Genomic DNA, 19,251 nt, shown 5'->3' with positions numbered 1-19,251 from the left:
GCCGCCGGCGAGCATGATGATGATGGCGATCACCCATGCAAAGATGGGTCGATCGATGAAAAAGCGTGCCATGGGGTTCTCCGCTTACTTCGCGTCGCCGGCCGGAGCGGCAGGCTGGGCGGCCGCTGTCGGCTTGGCCGGAGCAGCGCCCTTCTCGGTGGCCTTGACCGGCATGCCGGGGCCGATCTTCTGCAGGCCTTCGACGATGACCTTGTCACCGGCCTTCAGACCGTCCTCGACCAGCCACTTGTCGCCGACCGTGCGGCTGACCTTGACCGGGCGCACTTCGACCTTGTTGTCCTTGTCGACCACCATCGCGGAGGTGTCACCCTTCGGATCGCGGGCGATGCCGGCCATCGGCACCAGCACTGCATCGCTGCGCACACCGCCGCCGATCACCGCACGCACGTACGTGCCCGGCATCAGCAGGCCGTCCGGATTGTCCACCTTCACGCGCAGGCCGAAGCTGCCGGTGGCCGGGTCGACGCTGACTTCGGAGAACTCCAGCGTGCCCTTGTGCTCGAAGGTGCTGCCGTCTTCCATCAGGATGCTGACCGGGGTCTGCTGGTTGTCCTGCAGGCGGCCGGCGGCCAGTTCACGGCGCAGCTGCAGCAGCTCGGCCGAGGACTGGGTGAGGTCGACGTAGATCGGGTCCAGCTGCTGCACGGTGGCCAGCGCGGTTGCCTGACCGGCGCTGACCAGCGCGCCCTGGGTGACGCTGGACTTGCCGATGCGGCCACTGATCGGCGCGGTGATGCGGGCATAGCCCAGGGTGACGTTGGCCGCGTCCAGCGAGGCCTTGGCGGCACCAACATCAGCCTCGGCCTGCTTCTGCGCGGCCACCGCGTTTTCCAGGTCCTGCTGGCTGACCGCATCAACCTTGGCCAGCTCGGTGATGCGCTTGGCGCTCAGGCGGGCGGCGTTGGCGGTGGCCTCGGCACGAGCCAGCTGGGCACGGGCACTGTTGGCCTGGGCACGGTAGCTGGCGTCCTCGATCTGGTACAGCGGCTCGCCGGCCTTGACCACGCCGCCTTCGGTGAACAGGCGCTTGGCGACGATGCCATTGACCTGCGGGCGCACTTCGGCAACCAGGAAGGCATTGGTGCGGCCCGGCAGTTCGCGGGTCAGGCCCACGGTCTCGGACTTCAGCGTGACCATCTGCACTGCCATCGGTCCGGGATCGTGGCCCATCGCGGAAGGCTGGCAGGCAACCAGCAGGATGCTGCCGACGAGAATCAGCCAGCGGCGGGAACTGCACAACAGGGAATGGGACAAGCACATCGCTCCACGCGTCAGGTGCGGGGCCCCCGTCGCCTCCCGTGGCGATCGATGCAGCGTTCCGCCACGCGATGAGACGGCGAGACAGCTGCAATAGGTATGAGGAAAGTTGTATCTAGCCCTGAAAGCAAGCCAGGCCTTCAGCCGCAGGAAAGCTTTCCTGCTGGAACGTGATCGATAGGGGATGAGATCCCCTCGAAACGGACAATGCCGGCCAGTGGCCGGCATTGCCGTCGATCACCCAGGTAGAGCCGGCCGTTGGCCGGCTCTCCCTCAGCTGCGCTCGTGCCAGCCGCCGCCCAGTACCTTGTACAGGGTGATGCGGTTGGACTGCTGGGCCAGTTCGGCCTGCAGGCGGGTCTGCTGCGCGGTATAGGCGGTGCGCCGTGCATCGAGCAGGGTGACGAAGCTGTCCAGGCCGGCGTCGTAGCGAGCCTGCGACAGGCGATTGGCCTGTTCGGCGGCTTCCACCAGGCGCTGCTGCGCGCTCACCTGCTCGTCCAGGCTGACATTCAGCGCGAGTGCGTCCGCGGTTTCGCGGAAACCCACCTGGATCGACTTCTCGTACTGCGCCAGCGCGATATCGCGATCCGCATTGGCGATGGCCAGATTGGCGCGCAGCTTGCCGCCCTGGAAGATCGGCAGCGTGATCTTCGGCAGGAAGCTCCACACGCGGGTGCCACTGTCGAACAGGTTGGACAGTTCGCTCGAACCACTACCGATGCTGCCGGTCAGCGAGATGCTCGGGAAGAACGCCGCGCGTGCCGCACCGATGTTGGCGTTGGCCGCCAGCAGCTGGTGTTCGGCGGCCATGATGTCCGGGCGCTGCAGCAACACGTCGCTGGGCAGGCCGGCTGGCGGCGGTGCCAGTGCAAGCAGCTGCGGTTCGATGCTGTCCGGCAGCAGTGCCGGATCCAACGGGCCACCGGCCAGCAGCGCCAGCGCATTGCGGTCCTGGGCCAGCTGGCCACGCAGGCGTGCAGCATCCGTACGTGCGGTCTCGACCAGGGTACGGGTCTGGGTCAGCTCCAGCGCCGAACTGCCACCACGCTCGTGGCGGGCCTCGGCCAGGCGCAGCGAATCCTCGTAGGTCTTCAGCGTGGCATCGGCGATCTTCAGCCGCTGCGCATCAGCCCCGTAGGTCAGCCACGCCGTGGCGGTCTCGGCCACCAGGCTCAGCTGCGCGTTGCGGCGGTTGGCGGCCACGGCGAAGTACTGCTGCAGCGCAGCTTCACTGAGATTGCGCACGCGGCCGAACAGATCCAGCTCGAACTCGGCTACGCCGACACCGGCGGTGAACTGCTCGGTGACACCGGCGTCGGTACCACGGCGGTCCATCTGGCCGGTGACAGCCACGCCGGGCACACGGTCGGCGCGCTGTACGCGGTACTGGCCGCGCGCGCGTTCAACGTTGAGTACGGCCACGCGCAGGTCGCGGTTGTTCTGCAGCGACTGGTCGATCACCTGCTGCAGGCGCGCATCGGTGAAGAAGTCGCGCCAGCCGACGGCGGCGACATCGGCCACCTCGCCCTGCGCGGCCTCGGCCGGCCACTGCGCCGGGATGGCCGGAGCAACGGCGGTGTTCTTCGGCACCAGGGTGGAGCAGCCGGCGAGCGCGAGCGCGGCGGCAATGGAAAGAAACAGGGATGCACTTTTCATGGGAATGACTTCCATCGGTACTGCCGGATGGCAGGAGGTAGTGCCGGCCGCTGGCCAGCAACCTCGTTGGATTCACATCACGCGAGCAGTAGGGGCCGGCCAGCGGCCGGCACTACCGTTTCAGGTCACGTCGTGGACTTGCGCTTGAACACGCGCTGCACCACCACGAAGAACAGCGGCACGAAGAACACGCCGAGCACGGTGCCGACGATCATGCCGCCGAGCACGCCGGTGCCGATCGCCTGCTTGGCGCCGGAGCCGGCACCGGTGGAGATCGCCAGCGGTACCACGCCCATGCCGAAGGCCAGCGAGGTCATCACGATCGGGCGCAAGCGGTCGCGCACGGCGTGCATGATCGACTCGATCAGGCTGGCCCCCTTCTCCAGGTTTTCCTTGGCGAACTCGACGATCAGGATCGCGTTCTTGCTGGTCAGGCCCACCGTGGTCAGCATCGCCACCTGGAAGTAGATGTCGCGTTCCAGGCCCTTGAAGGTGTTGGCAAGCACCGCGCCGAGGATACCCAGCGGGGCCGCCAGCAGCACCGCGGTCGGCACGCTCCAGCTTTCATACATCGCGGCCAGGCACAGGAACACGATCATCAGCGACAGCGTGTACAACAGCGGCGTCTGCGAGCCGGCCTGGCGTTCCTGGTAGGACATCGCCGTCCACTCGATGCCGAAGCCCGCCGGCAGCTGCTTGGCCAGCTGTTCGATCTCGGCCATGGCATCACCGGAGGCGACACCCGGGGCCGGTTCGCCCTGGATTTCCATCGCCGACACACCGTTGTAGCGCTCAAGACGCGGCGAACCGTAGTCCCAGTGCTTGGTGGCGAACGCGCTGAACGGCACCATCTCGCCCTTGTCGTTCTTCACGGACCAGAGGTCGAAGTCCTCCGGCACCATGCGGAACGGCTGGTCGGCCTGCACGAACACACGCTTGACGCGGCCACGATCGACGAAGTCGTCGATGTACGAGCTGCCCCATGCGGCGGCCAAGGTACCGTTGATCTGGTCGATCGACAGCCCCAGCGAGGTCGCCTTGGCCGCATCGATGTCGATGCGGAACTGCGGCGTGTCTTCCTGGCCGTTCGGGCGCACGTTGGCCAGCTTCTTGCTGCCGGCGGCGAGGCCCAGCAGCTGGTTGCGCGCGGCCACCAGTGCCTCGTGGCCCTGGCCGCTGTTGTCCTTCAGGAAGAAGGTGTAGCCCGACGCGGTACCCAGTTCCGGAATGGCCGGCGGCGGGAAGGCGAAGATGAAGGCATCCTTGATCTGGCCCAGTGCTGCCATCGCGCGACCGGTGATCGGCATCACGCCATTGTCGGCGTCACGCTCGCTCCAGTCCTTCAGCTTGACGAATGCCATGCCGGCGTTCTGGCCCATGCCGGCGAAGCTGAAGCCCTGCACCGAGAACACCGAGTCCACCGCATCCTTCTCGTTCTGCAGGAAGTGGTTTTCCAGTGCCGCGATCGATTCCAGCGTACGTTCCTGGGTGGCACCGACCGGCGCCTGCACCAGCGCCATCAGCACACCCTGGTCTTCGTTGGGCAGGAACGAGCTGGGCAGGCGCACGAACAGCACGCCCATCAGCACGAACAATGCCGCCACGATGCCCATGAAGCGCCACGGACGGTGGATGATGCCGCGCACGCCGCGCTGGTAGCTTTCGCTGGTGCGATCGAAGCCGCGGTTGAAGCCGTTGAAGAACCGACCGGCCAGGCCGCGGTGGGCCACGTGGTGCTCACCCTTCTTCAGCGGCTTGAGCATGGTCGCGCACAGCGCCGGGGTCAGCACGATCGCGACCAGCACCGACAGTGCCATCGCCGAAACGATCGTGGCCGAGAACTGGCGATAGATCACGCCGGTGGAACCGCTCATGAAGGCCATCGGCACGAACACCGCCGACAGCACCAGGCCGATGCCTACCAGCGCGCCGGTGATCTGGCCCATCGACTTGCGGGTGGCCTCGAGCGGCGACAGTCCTTCCTCGGACATGATGCGCTCGACGTTCTCCACCACCACGATGGCATCATCCACCAGCAGGCCGATCGCCAGCACCATCGCGAACATGGTCAGCATGTTCACCGAGAAGCCCAGCATCGCCAGCACGCCGAAGGTACCCAGCAGCACCACCGGCACGGCGATGGTCGGGATCAGAGTGGCGCGGAAGTTCTGCAGGAACAGGTACATCACCACGAACACCAGCACGATCGCTTCGATCAGGGTCTGCACCACGCCCTTGATCGACACGCGCACGAACGGGGTCGTGTCGTACGGGATCTCGGCCTTCAGGCCGGCCGGGAAGAAGCTCTTCATGTCCTGCAGCGCGGCATCCACGCCGGCCGCGGTATCCAGCGCGTTGGCGCCGGTGGCCAGGGTGACCGCCAGGCCGCTGGCCGGCTGGCCGTTGTAGCGGGTGACGAAGTCGTAGGACTCTGCACCCAGTTCGACGCGGGCGACATCGCCCAGGCGCAGCTCGGCACCGTCCTGCGCACCGCGCACGATGATGTTGCGGAACTGTTCCGGGGTCTGCAGGCGCGACTGCGCATTGATGGTGGCGTTGAGCTGCTGGCCCTTGATCGACGGCGCACCGCCGAGCTGGCCGATGGCCACCTGGGCGTTCTGTGCCTTGACCGCTGCGGTCACTTCCGCGACCGACAGGCCATAGGTATGCAGCTTGTTCGGGTCCAGCCAGATACGCATGGCGTACTTGCCACCGAACACCTGGATGTTGCCCACGCCCGGCACGCGGCTCAGACGGTCGACGACATTGGAACCGACGTAGTCGGCGATGTCGTTGGCGTCCATGCTGCCGTTTTCGGACACGAACGCAATGACGTTCAGGAAGCCCGAGCTGGACTTGGCCACGTTGATGCCCTGCCGCTGCACTTCCTGCGGCAGCAGCGGCATGGCCAGCTGCAGCTTGTTCTGCACCTGCACCTGGGCGATGTCCGGGTTGGTGCCGCTCTCGAAGGTCAGGGTGATGGTGGCCTGGCCGTTGGACGAGCTGTTGGAGGAGAAATAGATCAGGCCATCAAGGCCCTTCATGTTCTGCTCGATGATCTGCGTCACCGAGTCCTCGACCACCTTGGCCGATGCACCCGGGTAGGTGGCGCTGATTTCCACCGCCGGCGGTGCGACGTTGGGGTACATCGAGACCGGCAGCTTGAACAGGGCCAGGCCGCCGGCGAGCATGATGATGATGGCGATCACCCATGCAAAGATGGGTCGATCGATGAAAAAGCGTGCCATGGGGTTCTCCGCTTACTTCGCGTCGCCGGCCGGAGCGGCAGGCTGGGCGGCCGCTGTCGGCTTGGCCGGAGCAGCGCCCTTCTCGGTGGCCTTGACCGGCATGCCGGGGCCGATCTTCTGCAGGCCTTCGACGATGACCTTGTCACCGGCCTTCAGACCGTCCTCGACCAGCCACTTGTCGCCGACCGTGCGGCTGACCTTGACCGGGCGCACTTCGACCTTGTTGTCCTTGTCGACCACCATCGCGGAGGTGTCACCCTTCGGATCGCGGGCGATGCCGGCCATCGGCACCAGCACTGCATCGCTGCGCACACCGCCGCCGATCACCGCACGCACGTACGTGCCCGGCATCAGCAGGCCGTCCGGATTGTCCACCTTCACGCGCAGGCCGAAGCTGCCGGTGGCCGGGTCGACGCTGACTTCGGAGAACTCCAGCGTGCCCTTGTGCTCGAAGGTGCTGCCGTCTTCCATCAGGATGCTGACCGGGGTCTGCTGGTTGTCCTGCAGGCGGCCGGCGGCCAGTTCACGGCGCAGCTGCAGCAGCTCGGCCGAGGACTGGGTGAGGTCGACGTAGATCGGGTCCAGCTGCTGCACGGTGGCCAGCGCGGTTGCCTGACCGGCGCTGACCAGCGCGCCCTGGGTGACGCTGGACTTGCCGATGCGGCCACTGATCGGCGCGGTGATGCGGGCATAGCCCAGGGTGACGTTGGCCGCGTCCAGCGAGGCCTTGGCGGCACCAACATCAGCCTCGGCCTGCTTCTGCGCGGCCACCGCGTTTTCCAGGTCCTGCTGGCTGACCGCATCAACCTTGGCCAGCTCGGTGATGCGCTTGGCGCTCAGGCGGGCGGCGTTGGCGGTGGCCTCGGCACGAGCCAGCTGGGCACGGGCACTGTTGGCCTGGGCACGGTAGCTGGCGTCCTCGATCTGGTACAGCGGCTCGCCGGCCTTGACCACGCCGCCTTCGGTGAACAGGCGCTTGGCGACGATGCCATTGACCTGCGGGCGCACTTCGGCAACCAGGAAGGCATTGGTTCGGCCCGGCAGTTCGCGGGTCAGGCCCACGGTCTCGGACTTCAGCGTGACCACAGTGACGTCACCCGGGCCCTGTTCGGGGGCCTGGGGTTGGCCGCCGCAGGCAGCCACGGTCGCGGCGATTGCCAGCGACAGTGCAAAGGGTCGGATTCGGCTCAGCAACATGACAGAAAGGCTCTTGGAGGAAGGAATCTCAGAAGACGCTGATACGACAGCTCTCCCCCGTGTTCCGGCGAAAGCCCTGCAGATCGCGCCCACCCGGGTGGAGTGGGAGCCGGACCGGCCTGCCACGCACACGACGGGAATGATGGGTGCGAAATATACATACATGCTTGTTTGTTTGTAAACCGGTACAATTCAGCCACGTTTCACCCGCACTCGTACCCACACCCATGGCCCGCAAGACCAAAGAGGACACCCAGGCAACCCGGGAAGGCATCCTTGACGCCGCCGAAGCCTGCTTCCATGAACACGGCGTGGCCCGTACCACGCTGGAGATGATCGGCGCCCGCGCCGGCTACACCCGTGGCGCGGTGTACTGGCACTTCAAGAACAAGAGCGAGGTGCTGGCCGCGATCGTCGAACGGGTGCACCTGCCCTTCATGCAGGAACTGGAGCGCACCTCCACCGACCAGCGCGACACCCCGGTGCACGACCTGCGCGCGGTGATGATCCACTCGTTCATCGAGCTGTCCGAGGACGAGCGCCTGCGCAAGACCATGGAGATCATGCTGCGCAGCGATGCGTCGGCCGACACCAAGGTGCTGACCGAAATGCAGCAGGCCGGTTTCCGCGATGCGCTGGACCGGATGGAGCGCGCCCTGCGCCGCGCCCGCGATCTGGGCCAGCTGCGCGAAGGCGCCGACCCGAAGATCGCCGCGCGCATGCTGCACGCCACCGTGCTGGGCGTGCTGCACGGCGCGATGGTCGAACCGGAGCTGATGGACCTCAAGCGCGACGGCATGCTCGCGCTGGACATGACCCTGGCCGCCTACGTGAAGGACGGCGTGTTCGTCCCCGGAACGGTGCCCGAGCCGTTGCCGGAAGCATGAGCGGCATTGCTGCCGCCACCGCGGCATTGCACGATCTCTACCTGCCCGCAGGGCTGCAGTTGACCGGACCGATCGTGGCGGAAGCGGAAAGCGCTGAGTACGGCGCCTGCCGCTTTGCCCTTGAGGGCCACAGCATCGTGTTCCGCGTCGCGAAGATCACCCCCACCAAGACCGGCCAGTTCGTAACCCTGTGGAAACGCCCCGCCCCCGGTGCTGATATCGCTCCGCTGGATTCAGCCGATGCTGTGCAGTGCGTGGTGATCGCGGTCTTCGACGGAACACAGCGCGGGCAGTTCATCTTCCACCGCACCCTGCTGATCGAGCGCGGCGTGATGTCGCGCGATGGCAAGGGCGGAAAGCGTGCTCTCCGTGTCTATCCGCCGTGGAGCACGCCGACCGCAAAGGACGCGATCCGGACCCGGCAGTGGCAGCTGCGTTGCTTCCTGCCCACCGATGCCGATATCTCCGCCTCCGCCGGTGATCGATTACGCTCACTACTGGGTTGAACCGGGCGGACCTTCCCCCTTCTCTGGACGCATCGTGATGATCCTGGACAACGTGGTGTGGGGCTTCATCGGCTGCGGCAGCGTCACCGAGAAGAAGAGCGGCCCCGCCCTGGCCAGCACACCCGGCTCACGGGTAGCAGCGGTCATGCGCCGCAATGCGGCGTTGGCTGAAGATTACGCGCGGCGCCATGCCATTCCACGCTGGTACGCGGACGCCGATGCGCTCATCGCCGATCCGGAAGTGAACGCGATCTACGTTGCGACGCCGCCCTCGACGCACATGCAATACGCATTGCAGGCGATTGCCGCGGGCAAGCCGGTCTACATCGAAAAGCCGATGGCCATGGATCACGCGGAATGCGAGCGCGTGCTGGAGGCCAGCGCACGCCGCGGCGTGCCGGTGTTCGTGGCCTATTACCGCCGCGCCCTGCCCCGCTTCGCGCAGGTGAAGCAGCTGCTGGACAGCGGCGCGATCGGCACGCCGCGCAGCGTGCGCGCGACCCTGCACCGGCCGCATTCGGCGAATGCCGCATCGCCGGACTTCTGGCGGACCAATCCGGCGATCGCCGGCGGCGGGCTGTTCGTCGATCTGGGCTCGCATACCCTGGACCTGCTCGACCATCTATTGGGGCCGCTGAGCGATGTGCGTGGCCTGGCCAGCTCGTTGACCGCCGCCTACGCCGCCGAGGACAGCGTCTCGATGTGCTTCCGCACCGGAATTGGCGCGCATGGCATCGCGCAGTGGAGCTTCTGTGCCTTTCGCCGCCAGGATGAAATCGAAATCACCGGCGACCGCGGGCAGCTGCGCTTTGCCACCTTCGAGGATGTTCCGGTGGTTCTGGAGACCGAGGCCGGCGTGCAGGCGTTCGACATCCCGAACCCGCCGTCGATCCAGCAGCCGTTGATCGCTACCGTAGTGGATGAGTTGGGTGGCAGGGGCCACTCGCCGTCGAACGGCGTCAGCGCCGCCCGCACCAGCGCGGTGATCGACCAGGTGCTGCAGGCCTACCGCGCCAGACATCCGCACTGACCAACAACAAAAAAGGCCGCCTTTCGGCGGCCTCATGCTTTGCAGCGTCGGGCGTTACAGGATGTAGCGGCTCAGGTCCGGATCCTGCACCAGCTCACCCAGATGCGCATCGACATAAGCACTGTCGATAGCCAGGGTCTCGCCGTCGCGGTCCGGCGCCTCGTAGCTGAGCGAATCCAGCAGCCGCTCCAGCACCGTATGAAGGCGGCGCGCACCGATGTTTTCCTGGCGTTCGTTCACCTGGAAAGCGATCTCGGCCAGACGATCAATGGCATCGGCAGTGAAGCTGACCTTGACGCCTTCGGTGGCCAGCAGCGCTTCGTACTGCTTGGTCAGCGCGGCCTTCGGCTCGGTCAGGATGCGCACGAAATCACCCTTGCTCAGCGCACCCAGCTCCACGCGGATCGGGAAGCGGCCCTGCAGCTCCGGAATCAGGTCGCTGGGCTTGGCCAGGTGGAACGCGCCCGAAGCAATGAACAGGATGTGGTCGGTCTTGATCGTGCCGTACTTGGTGGACACGTTGGAGCCTTCCACCAGCGGCAGCAGGTCGCGCTGCACGCCTTCGCGCGACACGTCGCCACCACCCACGTTGTCACCACGCTTGGCAACCTTGTCGATCTCGTCGATGAAGACGATGCCGTGCTGCTCGCAGGCTTCGATCGCAGCGGTGCGGATGTCCTCCTCGTTGACCAGCTTGCCGGCCTCTTCCTCGATCAGCAGCGGACGCGCGGCCTTGATGGTCAGCGTGCGCTTGTGCGCTTTGGCGCCGCCGCCAAGGTTGGCAAACATCGACTTCAGTTGCTGGCCCATTTCCTCCATGCCCGGCGGGGTCATGATGTCCATGCTGACGTTGGCAGCCAGGTCGAGCTCGATCTCGCGCTCGTCCAGCTCACCGTTGCGCAGCATCTTGCGGAACTTGATGCGGGTCTCGTTGTCCTGCGCCGACGGCTCGTTGCGGGCGACTTCCGGATCGAAACCGATGCCACCGCTGCGGCGCGGCAGCAGCGCATCGAGGATGCGATCTTCGGCGCGTTCTTCAGCCTGGGTACGCACGCGCACCTTGGCCTGTTCGCGGTACAGCTTGACCGCGGTATCGGCCAGGTCGCGGATGATCTGCTCAACGTCCTTGCCGACGTAGCCGACTTCGGTGAAGCGGGTGGCTTCGACCTTCACGAACGGTGCGTTGGCCAGCGTGGCCAGGCGGCGCGCGATCTCGGTCTTGCCAACGCCGGTCGGGCCGATCATCAGGATGTTCTTCGGCATCACTTCATTGCGCAGCTCGGGCACCAGCTGCATGCGGCGCCAGCGGTTGCGCAGGGCAATGGCCACGGCGCGCTTGGCGTCGTGCTGGCCCACGATATGCCTGTCCAGTTCCTGCACGATCTCGCGCGGGGTCATGGTGGCGGAGGAAACTTCGATCTTCGACATGGATGTGCTCACGGATTCATTGTCGGTAGTGCCGGCCACTGGCCGGCAACCAGGCACGCGTGCGGGGGATCAGAGGTTGCCGGCCAGCGGCCGGCACGACCCTCACAGCTCCTCGACCACCACGTTGCGGTTGGTGTAGATGCAGATGTCGCCGGCAATGCCGATCGCTTCGCTGGCAATGGTGCGCGCATCCAGTTCGGTGTGCGCCATCAGCGCGCGCGCGGCCGAGAGTGCGTAGGAACCACCGGATCCGATGGCGATGATGCCGTCCTCCGGCTCGATCACATCGCCGGTGCCGCTGATGATCAGCGAGGTTTCCTTGTCGGCCACTGCCAGCAGGGCTTCGAGCTTGCCGAGGCGGCGCTCGGTGCGCCAATCCTTGGCCAGTTCGACCGCAGCGCGCTGCAGTTGGCCGTGCTTTTCCAGCTTGGCCTCGAACAGTTCGAACAGAGTGAAGGCATCGGCGGCGGCACCGGCGAAGCCGGCCAGCACTTGGCCATCACGGCCAAGGCGGCGCACCTTGCGCGCATTGCCCTTCATCACGGTGTGGCCCAGCGTGACCTGGCCGTCGCCGGCAATGGCCACGTGCTCGCCGCGACGGACGCAGACGATGGTGGTGGCGTGGAAAACGTTGGGATTCTGACTGGGGTCCATGCGGCCTCCGATAGCTGTTCCCGGGACATGGGGACAGCGCCGGGTGCGATCAAGCCTGTGCGGATGGCTGCCGTTCAGCGCTTGGCTGCGCCCCATGGACAGAGGGCGCCGTTCCAACGAGCGCATCGCAATGCGCGCGGACCCCGCCGCCCGAACGTGGAACGCCTGCCGTTCAACGTTTTGCCTGTGACGGCCGGTCCGGATTGGGCTCGATGCCCCAAGCGAGGTACCAGTCTTCACCCTGCGTCTCGATCGGATGCTGGGTGCGACCGGAGCCATTGCCGCAGGCCAGTGCGTCAGCCGCGCAGTAGCGGTCGCAGCCCCAGCAGATGCGCTCGGGGTGTTTGGGATGCAGCGGAATGGGCTTCGCCATGGTGGCGGGTTCCTCGTGGCCTGCGGCCACGATGCGCCGGTAGCGCCCGCCCTGCCCTGATCCAGATCAAGGGCGTTCTATTCAGCCTTGTCGTCCTTGCTGCGGCGCTTCGCACGTGGATGCGCGGCGTCGTAGACCTTGGCCAGGTGCTGGAAATCAAGGTGGGTATAGATCTGGGTGGTTGCGATGTCGGCATGGCCAAGCAGTTCCTGCACACCGCGCAGGTCGCCGGACGATTCCAGGATATGGCTGGCAAAACTGTGCCGCAGCATGTGCGGGTGCACGTGCTTGAACAGGCCTTGGCGCTGCGCCAGTTGGCGGATGCGGATCTGCACCGCACGCTGGCTGATCGGCCCGTTGCGACCGGGAAACACCGGCGAGGCCGGGCCGCCGCCACTTTCCGTGCGCCACGCCTGCAGTGCTTCGCGCGCTGGCCTGCCAAACGGCACGCGACGCTGGCGGTTGCCCTTGCCCAGCACGTTGACCAGGCCGCTGTCGAAATCCAGGTCGCGCCAGGTCAGCGCGCAGACTTCGCTCAGGCGCAGGCCAGAGGAATAGAACAGTTCCAGCAGCGCGCGGTCACGGCGGCCGAGCTCACCTTCCGGTTCCAGCTCGACCAGCTGCACGGCTTCGTCGGCGTCAAGCACCTGCGGCAACCGGCGCGGCGCACGCGGCGCCTTCAGCGTCGCCGCCGGACTGGCCTCGATGCGCCCGTGCTTGAGCAGCCAGGCGTAGAAGCTGCGGCAGGCCGACAAGCGGCGCTGCAGGCTTTTGGCTGACAGGCCTCTGCGGTGCTCGTCGGCAACGAACTGGCGCAGCGCCTCGGCATCGAGTGCGTCCACCGCAACACCGCGCGGCTCGGCCCATACCGACAACGCGTCCAGGTCACGGCGGTAGGCATCGAGCGTATGCGCCGACATCCGCCGCTCTACCTGCAGATGCTGCAGGAAGGCCTGTACCGCACTCATCGTCGTGTCCTGCTCAGCCCGGGAAGCGCTTCAGGCCGGTGGCCAACGCATCGCCCATCATGCGCAGGAACAGCGTGCCCATGCCCGGGTAGAAGCGGTTCGGGTCGTGGCTGCCCACAGCAATCAGGCCCACGCCCGGCAACGGCAGCAGCGCGGTGGTCTGCACTTCTTCGCTGCGCACGCCGTACAGCACGGCATTCTTTTCCGGCTGCAGGCGCCCGCAGATCGGCTCGCCGTCCTTCAGGCAGTCGCGGAACGGGCCCAGCTGCGCATCATCGGCGGCGATCACCTGCAGCCAGTCGGCCTGTTCCAGCCCGGCCACCGGCGCATGCACCACCAACCGCACCAGGTCGCCGGCAAAGTCTTCCTGCAGCGAAGCGGCCATCGCGCGCAGGGTGTCGGCGGCGTTGTCCTGCTTCATCAATGCCAGGGTCAGCTGGTGCGTGCGCACCGCCAAGCGTTCGTTGACCTGGGCGGTGGCGCCCAGGTCAGCCAACCGTCGCGCCAGCTCGCGGTTCTTCTCGCGCAGCACTTCCAGCTGGTAGCTGGCCAGCGACGCGGTCGGGCCGTCGTCGCGCGGCACCACCAGGGTCAGGGCCAGGTCGGGGAACTGCTTGAGGAAGCCGGGATGTCGCCGCAACCAGGCAGCGACCTCATGGGCCCCGAGCTTGTCGGCGGTTTCGGTCATGCGATCCACTCCCCTTCGAAGACGAATGCGGTCGGGCCGGCCATCACCACCGGCTGGCCATCGCCCGGCCACTGGATGCGCAGGTCACCCCCGGGCAGGCTGATGCAGGCATCGCGCTGCAGGCGGCCACGCTGCATCAGGGTCACCGCAGCGGCGCAGGCGCCGCTGCCGCAGGCCAGGGTTTCGCCGACGCCACGTTCATTCACACGCAGACGTGCATGCGCCGGGCCCATCACCTGGGCAAAACCCACGTTCACCGAGCGCGGAAACGAGGCATGCTGCTGCAGCAGCGAACCGACGCGCTCGACCGGTGCTGCATCGATCAGGCCCACTTCGATCACCGCATGCGGATTGCCCATCGACACCGCGGCGAAGCGTATGCTCTCGCCCTGCAACGGCAGCAGGTACTCCTCGCGTGCATGGGCGAAGCCCACCAGCGGCACGTTGACCGGCTCGAACGCAGGCACGCCCATGGTCACCGCGAACTGGCCATCGCCCAGGGCCTTCACCTCATGACTGGCCAGCGGGCTGTCGATGACGAACTGATCACCCTGCGCACTGCCTTCACGCACCAGCCAGGCCGCGATGCAGCGCGCGCCGTTGCCGCACTGCTCGGAATTGGAACCGTCGGCATTCCAGATGCGGTACGACGCCACCGAGCCTTCCGCGCGCGGCGCTTCGATGGTCAGGATCTGATCGCAGCCGACGCCGGTGTGGCGGTCGGCCAGGCGCGCGGCCAGTTCAGGCGTGGGCGGTGCCGTGCCGTCACGCAGGTCGATCACTACGAAATCATTGCCCGCGCCGTGCATCTTGCTGAAGCGCAGGGCCTTGGAACCGGCCTTACTCATTCCCGCCGCCCACCTTCTTCGCAGGCGCAGGCGCCAGTTGCGTGGTCGGTGCAGCCGGGTCCACGGTCGTGGCCGGCGTGGCGCTGCCCTGGGTCTCCGCCGGGGGCGCCTCGGTAGCGGGCTCGGCAACCGGTTCGACGGTTTCTTCCACCGGCACCGGCTTCTGCGGCAGTACCAGCGGGCCCTTGTTGCCGCAGGCGGCGAGGAGCAGCAGCGAGGCCGCTGCCAGCGGAATCAGGATGGCGTTTCGATGGGGGATCTTCATGCCCCGAGTATAGCCATTGGCGGCTGAGCGGATGGTAGAGTCGACTGTTAGTCGACTATCGCGCGCAGCGCGGGTTTCGCGGCCGTTGGAAGAGCAGTCGACTAACAGTCGACTCTACCCCTTACCGCCCCCCCCACGGGCGCCGCTGGCGGGCCATGTTCAGCCCTCCGGCGGCGGCAGCGGCCGAGTCCACAGCCAGATCGCCACCACGGTCATGCTGCCGATCGAGAACCACTTCACCCAGGCAATCGGCACGCACCACAGCATGATGCCGGCGCACACTGCCATGGTGATCGTGGCCATCCACTTGCCGTAGCGGCTCACCGCCCCGTGTGCCTGCCAGTTGGCAATGGCCGGGCCGAAGCGCGGGTGCTGCAGCAGCCAGGTGTGCAGGCGCTCGGAACCACGCGAGGCAGCCCAGGCCGAGATCAGGATGAATACGGTGGTGGGAAGACCCGGCACGAAGATGCCGACGATACCGGTGCCCAGGCTGACGTAGGCCAGCAGCCACCACGCCCAGCGGAAACGCACCACGCGCGGTGGCATGGCAGCATCGCGGGGTGCGGAGGGGTCGGGCTGGCTCATGGCCGCAAGGATACCGGTTCGGGGTGCCAGGCAACGCCCGGCACCCCTGCACCATTACGGCTGGGCGATGCCCAGCTGCTGCAGCACGAACGCGTACGACTCGGACAGCTCGCGGTAGCGCTGGAAGCGCCCCGACTTGCCACCGTGGCCGGCTTCCATGTTGGTGCGGAACAGGATCGGGTAATGGCCGGTGTTGTCGTCACGCAGCTTGGCCACCCACTTGGCCGGCTCCCAGTACTGCACCTGCGAATCCCACAGGCCGGTGCCCACGAACAGCGCCGGGTACGCCTGCTGCTTCACGTTGTCGTAGGGCGAGTAGGACAGCATGTAGTCGTAGTACGGCTTCTGCTCCGGATTGCCCCACTCGTCGTACTCGTTGGTGGTCAGCGGAATGGTCGGGTCGAGCATGGTGGTGACCACGTCGACGAACGGCACCTGCGCCACCATTACCCGGTAATCCTGCGGCGCCTGGTTGGCCACCGCGCCCATCAGCAGGCCACCGGCACTGCCACCGGAGGCCGCCACGCGATCCTTCGCCGCCCAGCCCTGTGCGACCAGGCCACGGGTGACGTCGATGAAGTCGTTGAAGGTGTTCTGCTTGTGCAGCAGCTTGCCGTTCTCGTACCAGTCGCGGCCCATTTCCTGGCCGCCGCGGATGTGGGCGATGGCATACACCACGCCACGGTCGAGCAGGCTCACCGCGGTCTGGTTGAAGTACGGGTCCATCGACATGCCGTAGCTGCCGTAGGCGTACTGGAACAGCGCGCCCTTGCCATCCTTCTGGTAACCCTTGCGGTAGACCAGCGACACCGGCACCTTCACCCCGTCGCGCGCGGTGATCCAGACGCGGTCGGTTTCGTACTTCGAGGCGTCATAGCCGATGACCGGCTGCACCTTCAGCTGGCGGCGCTCGCCGGTAGCGGTGTTCAGTTCGAACACGGTGGTCGGAGTGGTCATCGAGGTGTAGACGTAGCGCAGCCACGGCGTATCAGCCTCGGTGTTGTCGCCCAGGCCCATCGAATACGCCGGCTCGTCGGCCTTCACGTAATCGCTGCGGCCGTCCTTGAACAGCAGGCGGATGCGCTCCAGGCCCTCGGAACGTTCGGCGATGGCGGTGTACGCATCGAACAGTTCGAAGCCTTCGATGAACACCGCGTCGTCATGCGCGATCCAGTCCTTCCACTGCGCGCGCGAGGTCGCATCGGTCGGTGCGGTGACCAGCTTGAAGTTCTTCGCACCCTCGTTGGTGCGGATCACCCAGCGGCCGTCGTAATGGTCGGCGTCGTACTCCACATCGCGCTGGCGCGGCGCCAGCACGGTGAACGTGGTCGGGTCGCTGGCCGGGGCGTAGCGCTCTTCGGAGGACACGGTGCTGTGCACGCCGATGGTGATGAAGCGGTCGTCGCGGGTACGGCCGATGCCCATGTAGAAGCTGTCGTCCTTCTCTTCGTAGACGACGGTGTCGGCGCTGGCCGGGGTGCCCAGCACGTGCTTCTTCACGCGTACGGTCAGCAGCGTTTCCGGATCGTTCTCGACATACAGCACGGTGCGGTTGTCGTCGGCCCAGACCAGGTCGCCGGAGCTGCCGGTGATCACATCGGGCAGCACCTTGCCGGTGGCCAGGTCCTTGAAGCGGATGGTGTACTGGCGGCGACCGACATCATCATCGGCCCAGGCCAGCAGCTGGTTGTCCTGGCTGACTTCCATCGAGCCGACGCTGAAGTAGCCCTTGCCGGCGGCCATCGCGTTGACGTCCAGCAGGATCTCTTCGGCCGCGTCCATGCTGCCCTTGCGGCGCGCGTGGATCGGGTAGTCCTGGCCGGTCTCGAAGCGGCTGTAGTACCAGTAGCCGCGCTCGCGCGCCGGCACGCTGGAATCGTCCTGCTTGATGCGGCCGACGATCTCCTTGTACAGGGTGTCTTCCAGCGGCTTCAGCGGCGCCAGCAACTGGTCGGCATAGGCATTCTCGGCCTGCAGATAGGCCAGCATGTCCTTGTTCTCGCGCTTGTCGTCGCGCAGCCAGTAATAGTCGTCGTTGCGGGTGGCGCCGAACGGCGCCTTGACCACATGCGGGTGCTTGGCGGCATCCGGCGGAACGGGCGGCGTGGCGGCGGTGGCGATCGTGGTCATCAGGCTCGCAAGCAACAGGCAGAGGGTGGATTTCATGAGATAAGGCTCCTTGAGCCGCAATGCAATGGCGTCCTTGTGCTCGAGTCTGGGTTGCAGGAGGGTTGCGGGCAACCCTGCGGATCGTCATGGGTAGTGCTGGCCGCTGGCCGGCAACCTCGGGATAAACAGAGGCGGGTGGTTGCCGGCCAGCGGCCGGCACTACCAGGACGCGCGGCGTACCATGGGCACATGAGTACCCTGCCCCACACGCCGGGCTACAGCCGGCGCAGCCATGAAATCGCTCCGTTCCACGTAATGTCCCTGCTGGCCCGCGCGCAGGCGCTGGAACAGGCGGGCCACGATGTGATCCACCTGGAAATCGGCGAACCGGACTTCACCACGGCCGAACCGGTCGTGCGTGCCGGCCAGGCCGCATTGGCCGCCGGCCATACCCGCTACACCGCCGCACGTGGCCTGCCGGCCCTACGCCAAGCCATCAGTGGTTTCTATCGCAGCCACTACGGGCTGGATATCGATCCCGAACGCATCCTGGTCACCCCAGGCGGCTCCGGTGCGCTACTGCTGGCCAGCAGCCTGCTGGTCGACCCCGGCCGCCACTGGCTGCTGGCCGACCCCGGCTACCCCTGCAACCGTCATTTCCTGCGCCTGGTGGAAGGCGGTGCACAGCTGGTGCCGGTCGGCCCGGACACCGCCTACCAGCTCACACCGTCGCTGGTGGAACAGCACTGGAATGCCGACAGCGTCGGCGCACTGGTCGCCTCCCCCGCCAATCCGACCGGCACCGTGCTGTCCGCCGACGAACTGGCTGCACTGTCGCAGGCCCTGCACGCGCGCGGTGGCCACCTGGTGGTGGACGAGATCTACCACGGTCTGACCTACGGCCTGGATGCAGCGAGCGTGCTGCAGGTGGATGACAGCGCGTTCGTGCTGAACAGCTTCTCCAAATATTTCGGCATGACCGGCTGGCGGCTGGGTTGGCTGGTGGCCCCACCGGCCGCGGTACCGGACCTGGAGAAGCTGGCGCAGAACCTGTACATCAGCGCCTCAAGCATCGCCCAGCACGCCGCACTGGCCTGCTTCAGCGAGGAATCGATGGCGATCTTCGAACAGCGCCGCGATGCGTTCCGCCAGCGCCGTGATTTCCTGCTGCCCGCGTTGCGCGAGCTGGGTTTCCGCATCGAGGTCGAGCCGCAGGGCGCGTTCTACCTGTACGCCGATGTCAGCGCGTTCACTGACGACGCGCAGGCGTTCTGCGCGCACTTCCTGGAAACCGAGCACGTGGCGTTCACCCCGGGGCTGGATTTCGGTTTCCATCGCGCCAACCAGCATGTGCGCCTGGCCTATATCCAGGAAGTGCCGCGGCTGCAGGAGGCGGTGGCGCGGATTGCACGCGGGTTGAAGCGTTGGCAAGGATCACGTTGACGGTCGTGGGGGGGGCGGGGGGGGGGGGCGGGGGCGCGGGGGGGGGGGGGGGGGGGGGGCGGGGGCGGCGGGGCGCGGCGGGACA

Annotated in this window: 17 protein-coding genes; 4 read left to right on the top strand and 13 right to left on the bottom strand. The window is 66.6% G+C overall.

Annotation, left to right across the window (positions count from 1 at the left end; genetic code table 11):
• Window positions 1–84: 84 nt before the first annotated feature.
• The 4 genes from smeD (V3B46_RS10810) to smeD (V3B46_RS10795) form a co-directional block, all read right to left on the bottom strand.
• Window positions 85–1,236: a multidrug efflux RND transporter periplasmic adaptor subunit SmeD gene (gene smeD, locus V3B46_RS10810; protein WP_489686288.1), complete on the bottom strand. Its 1,152-nt coding sequence runs from the start codon at window positions 1,234–1,236 to the stop codon at window positions 85–87.
• Between the two features lie 315 nt (window positions 1,237–1,551).
• The gene (gene smeF / locus V3B46_RS10805; protein WP_154264458.1) at window positions 1,552–2,952 is read right to left on the bottom strand and encodes a multidrug efflux RND transporter outer membrane subunit SmeF; all 1,401 of its coding nucleotides are present in this window, start codon (window positions 2,950–2,952) and stop codon (window positions 1,552–1,554) included.
• A gap of 110 nt (window positions 2,953–3,062) precedes the next feature.
• Window positions 3,063–6,185 carry a multidrug efflux RND transporter permease subunit SmeE gene (gene smeE, locus V3B46_RS10800; protein ID WP_154264459.1) on the bottom strand — a complete coding sequence of 1,041 codons (3,123 nt, stop codon included), beginning with the start codon at window positions 6,183–6,185 and terminating at the stop codon, window positions 3,063–3,065.
• 12 nt (window positions 6,186–6,197) lie between these two features.
• Complete coding sequence (gene smeD / locus V3B46_RS10795; protein WP_329891880.1) at window positions 6,198–7,382, bottom strand: multidrug efflux RND transporter periplasmic adaptor subunit SmeD; 1,185 nt, start codon at window positions 7,380–7,382, stop codon at window positions 6,198–6,200.
• 227 nt (window positions 7,383–7,609) lie between these two features.
• On the opposite strand from smeD (V3B46_RS10795), the gene smeT reads away from it, so the two are divergent.
• From smeT to V3B46_RS10780, 3 genes are read left to right on the top strand one after another with little or no spacing between them, the layout of a single operon-like run.
• Complete coding sequence (gene smeT / locus V3B46_RS10790) at window positions 7,610–8,269, top strand: efflux transporter SmeDEF transcriptional repressor SmeT (RefSeq protein ID WP_005419430.1); 660 nt, start codon at window positions 7,610–7,612, stop codon at window positions 8,267–8,269.
• The gene (locus V3B46_RS10785; protein WP_329891879.1) at window positions 8,266–8,775 is read left to right on the top strand and encodes a MepB family protein; all 510 of its coding nucleotides are present in this window, start codon (window positions 8,266–8,268) and stop codon (window positions 8,773–8,775) included. The genes smeT and V3B46_RS10785 overlap by 4 nt, the downstream gene beginning before the upstream one ends.
• A gap of 37 nt (window positions 8,776–8,812) precedes the next feature.
• A complete protein-coding gene (locus tag V3B46_RS10780) occupies window positions 8,813–9,805 on the top strand; it encodes a Gfo/Idh/MocA family protein (protein ID WP_329891878.1) in 993 nt (330 codons plus the stop codon).
• A 54-nt stretch (window positions 9,806–9,859) separates the two neighbouring features.
• Here V3B46_RS10780 and hslU read toward each other — a convergent pair whose 3' ends face one another.
• The 9 genes from hslU to V3B46_RS10735 all read right to left on the bottom strand — a co-directional run bounded on the left by hslU (window position 9,860) and on the right by V3B46_RS10735 (window position 17,780).
• Window positions 9,860–11,233 (bottom strand): ATP-dependent protease ATPase subunit HslU, encoded by a 1,374-nt coding sequence (hslU, locus tag V3B46_RS10775; RefSeq protein WP_329891877.1) that lies wholly within the window; start codon window positions 11,231–11,233, stop codon window positions 9,860–9,862.
• Window positions 11,234–11,335: 102 nt separating this feature from the next.
• Window positions 11,336–11,887, bottom strand: coding sequence for an ATP-dependent protease subunit HslV (gene hslV / locus V3B46_RS10770; RefSeq protein WP_005411093.1), 552 nt, complete (start codon window positions 11,885–11,887; stop codon window positions 11,336–11,338).
• A gap of 172 nt (window positions 11,888–12,059) precedes the next feature.
• Window positions 12,060–12,260 (bottom strand): DUF3079 domain-containing protein, encoded by a 201-nt coding sequence (locus V3B46_RS10765; protein WP_032129030.1) that lies wholly within the window; start codon window positions 12,258–12,260, stop codon window positions 12,060–12,062.
• Window positions 12,261–12,337: 77 nt separating this feature from the next.
• The gene (xerC, locus tag V3B46_RS10760; RefSeq protein WP_154264463.1) at window positions 12,338–13,228 is read right to left on the bottom strand and encodes a tyrosine recombinase XerC; all 891 of its coding nucleotides are present in this window, start codon (window positions 13,226–13,228) and stop codon (window positions 12,338–12,340) included.
• Between the two features lie 13 nt (window positions 13,229–13,241).
• The gene (locus V3B46_RS10755; protein WP_329891876.1) at window positions 13,242–13,916 is read right to left on the bottom strand and encodes a DUF484 family protein; all 675 of its coding nucleotides are present in this window, start codon (window positions 13,914–13,916) and stop codon (window positions 13,242–13,244) included.
• Complete coding sequence (gene dapF, locus V3B46_RS10750; RefSeq protein WP_154264465.1) at window positions 13,913–14,764, bottom strand: diaminopimelate epimerase; 852 nt, start codon at window positions 14,762–14,764, stop codon at window positions 13,913–13,915. Before dapF ends, V3B46_RS10755 begins: the two co-directional genes overlap by 4 nt.
• Window positions 14,757–15,029, bottom strand: a complete 273-nt coding sequence (gene lptM, locus V3B46_RS10745; RefSeq protein ID WP_329891875.1) for an LPS translocon maturation chaperone LptM — start codon at window positions 15,027–15,029, stop codon at window positions 14,757–14,759. The genes dapF and lptM overlap by 8 nt, the downstream gene beginning before the upstream one ends.
• Window positions 15,030–15,188: 159 nt before the next feature.
• Window positions 15,189–15,614: a YbaN family protein gene (locus V3B46_RS10740; protein WP_154264466.1), complete on the bottom strand. Its 426-nt coding sequence runs from the start codon at window positions 15,612–15,614 to the stop codon at window positions 15,189–15,191.
• 54 nt (window positions 15,615–15,668) lie between these two features.
• Window positions 15,669–17,780, bottom strand: coding sequence for a S9 family peptidase (locus V3B46_RS10735; RefSeq protein WP_154264467.1), 2,112 nt, complete (start codon window positions 17,778–17,780; stop codon window positions 15,669–15,671).
• 192 nt (window positions 17,781–17,972) lie between these two features.
• Here V3B46_RS10735 and V3B46_RS10730 point away from each other — a divergent pair, with 192 nt between their 5' ends.
• Entirely contained in the window at window positions 17,973–19,166 is a 1,194-nt protein-coding gene (locus V3B46_RS10730; RefSeq protein WP_329891874.1) for a pyridoxal phosphate-dependent aminotransferase, read from the top strand.
• Window positions 19,167–19,251: the final 85 nt, after the last annotated feature.

Origin of the sequence: Stenotrophomonas sp. SMYL11 (genome assembly GCF_036320005.1) — a bacterium.
GTDB lineage: Bacteria > Pseudomonadota > Gammaproteobacteria > Xanthomonadales > Xanthomonadaceae > Stenotrophomonas > Stenotrophomonas maltophilia_A.
Note: the sequence above shows the minus strand (reverse complement) of the source record. Positions and strands in the feature narration are given on the sequence as shown.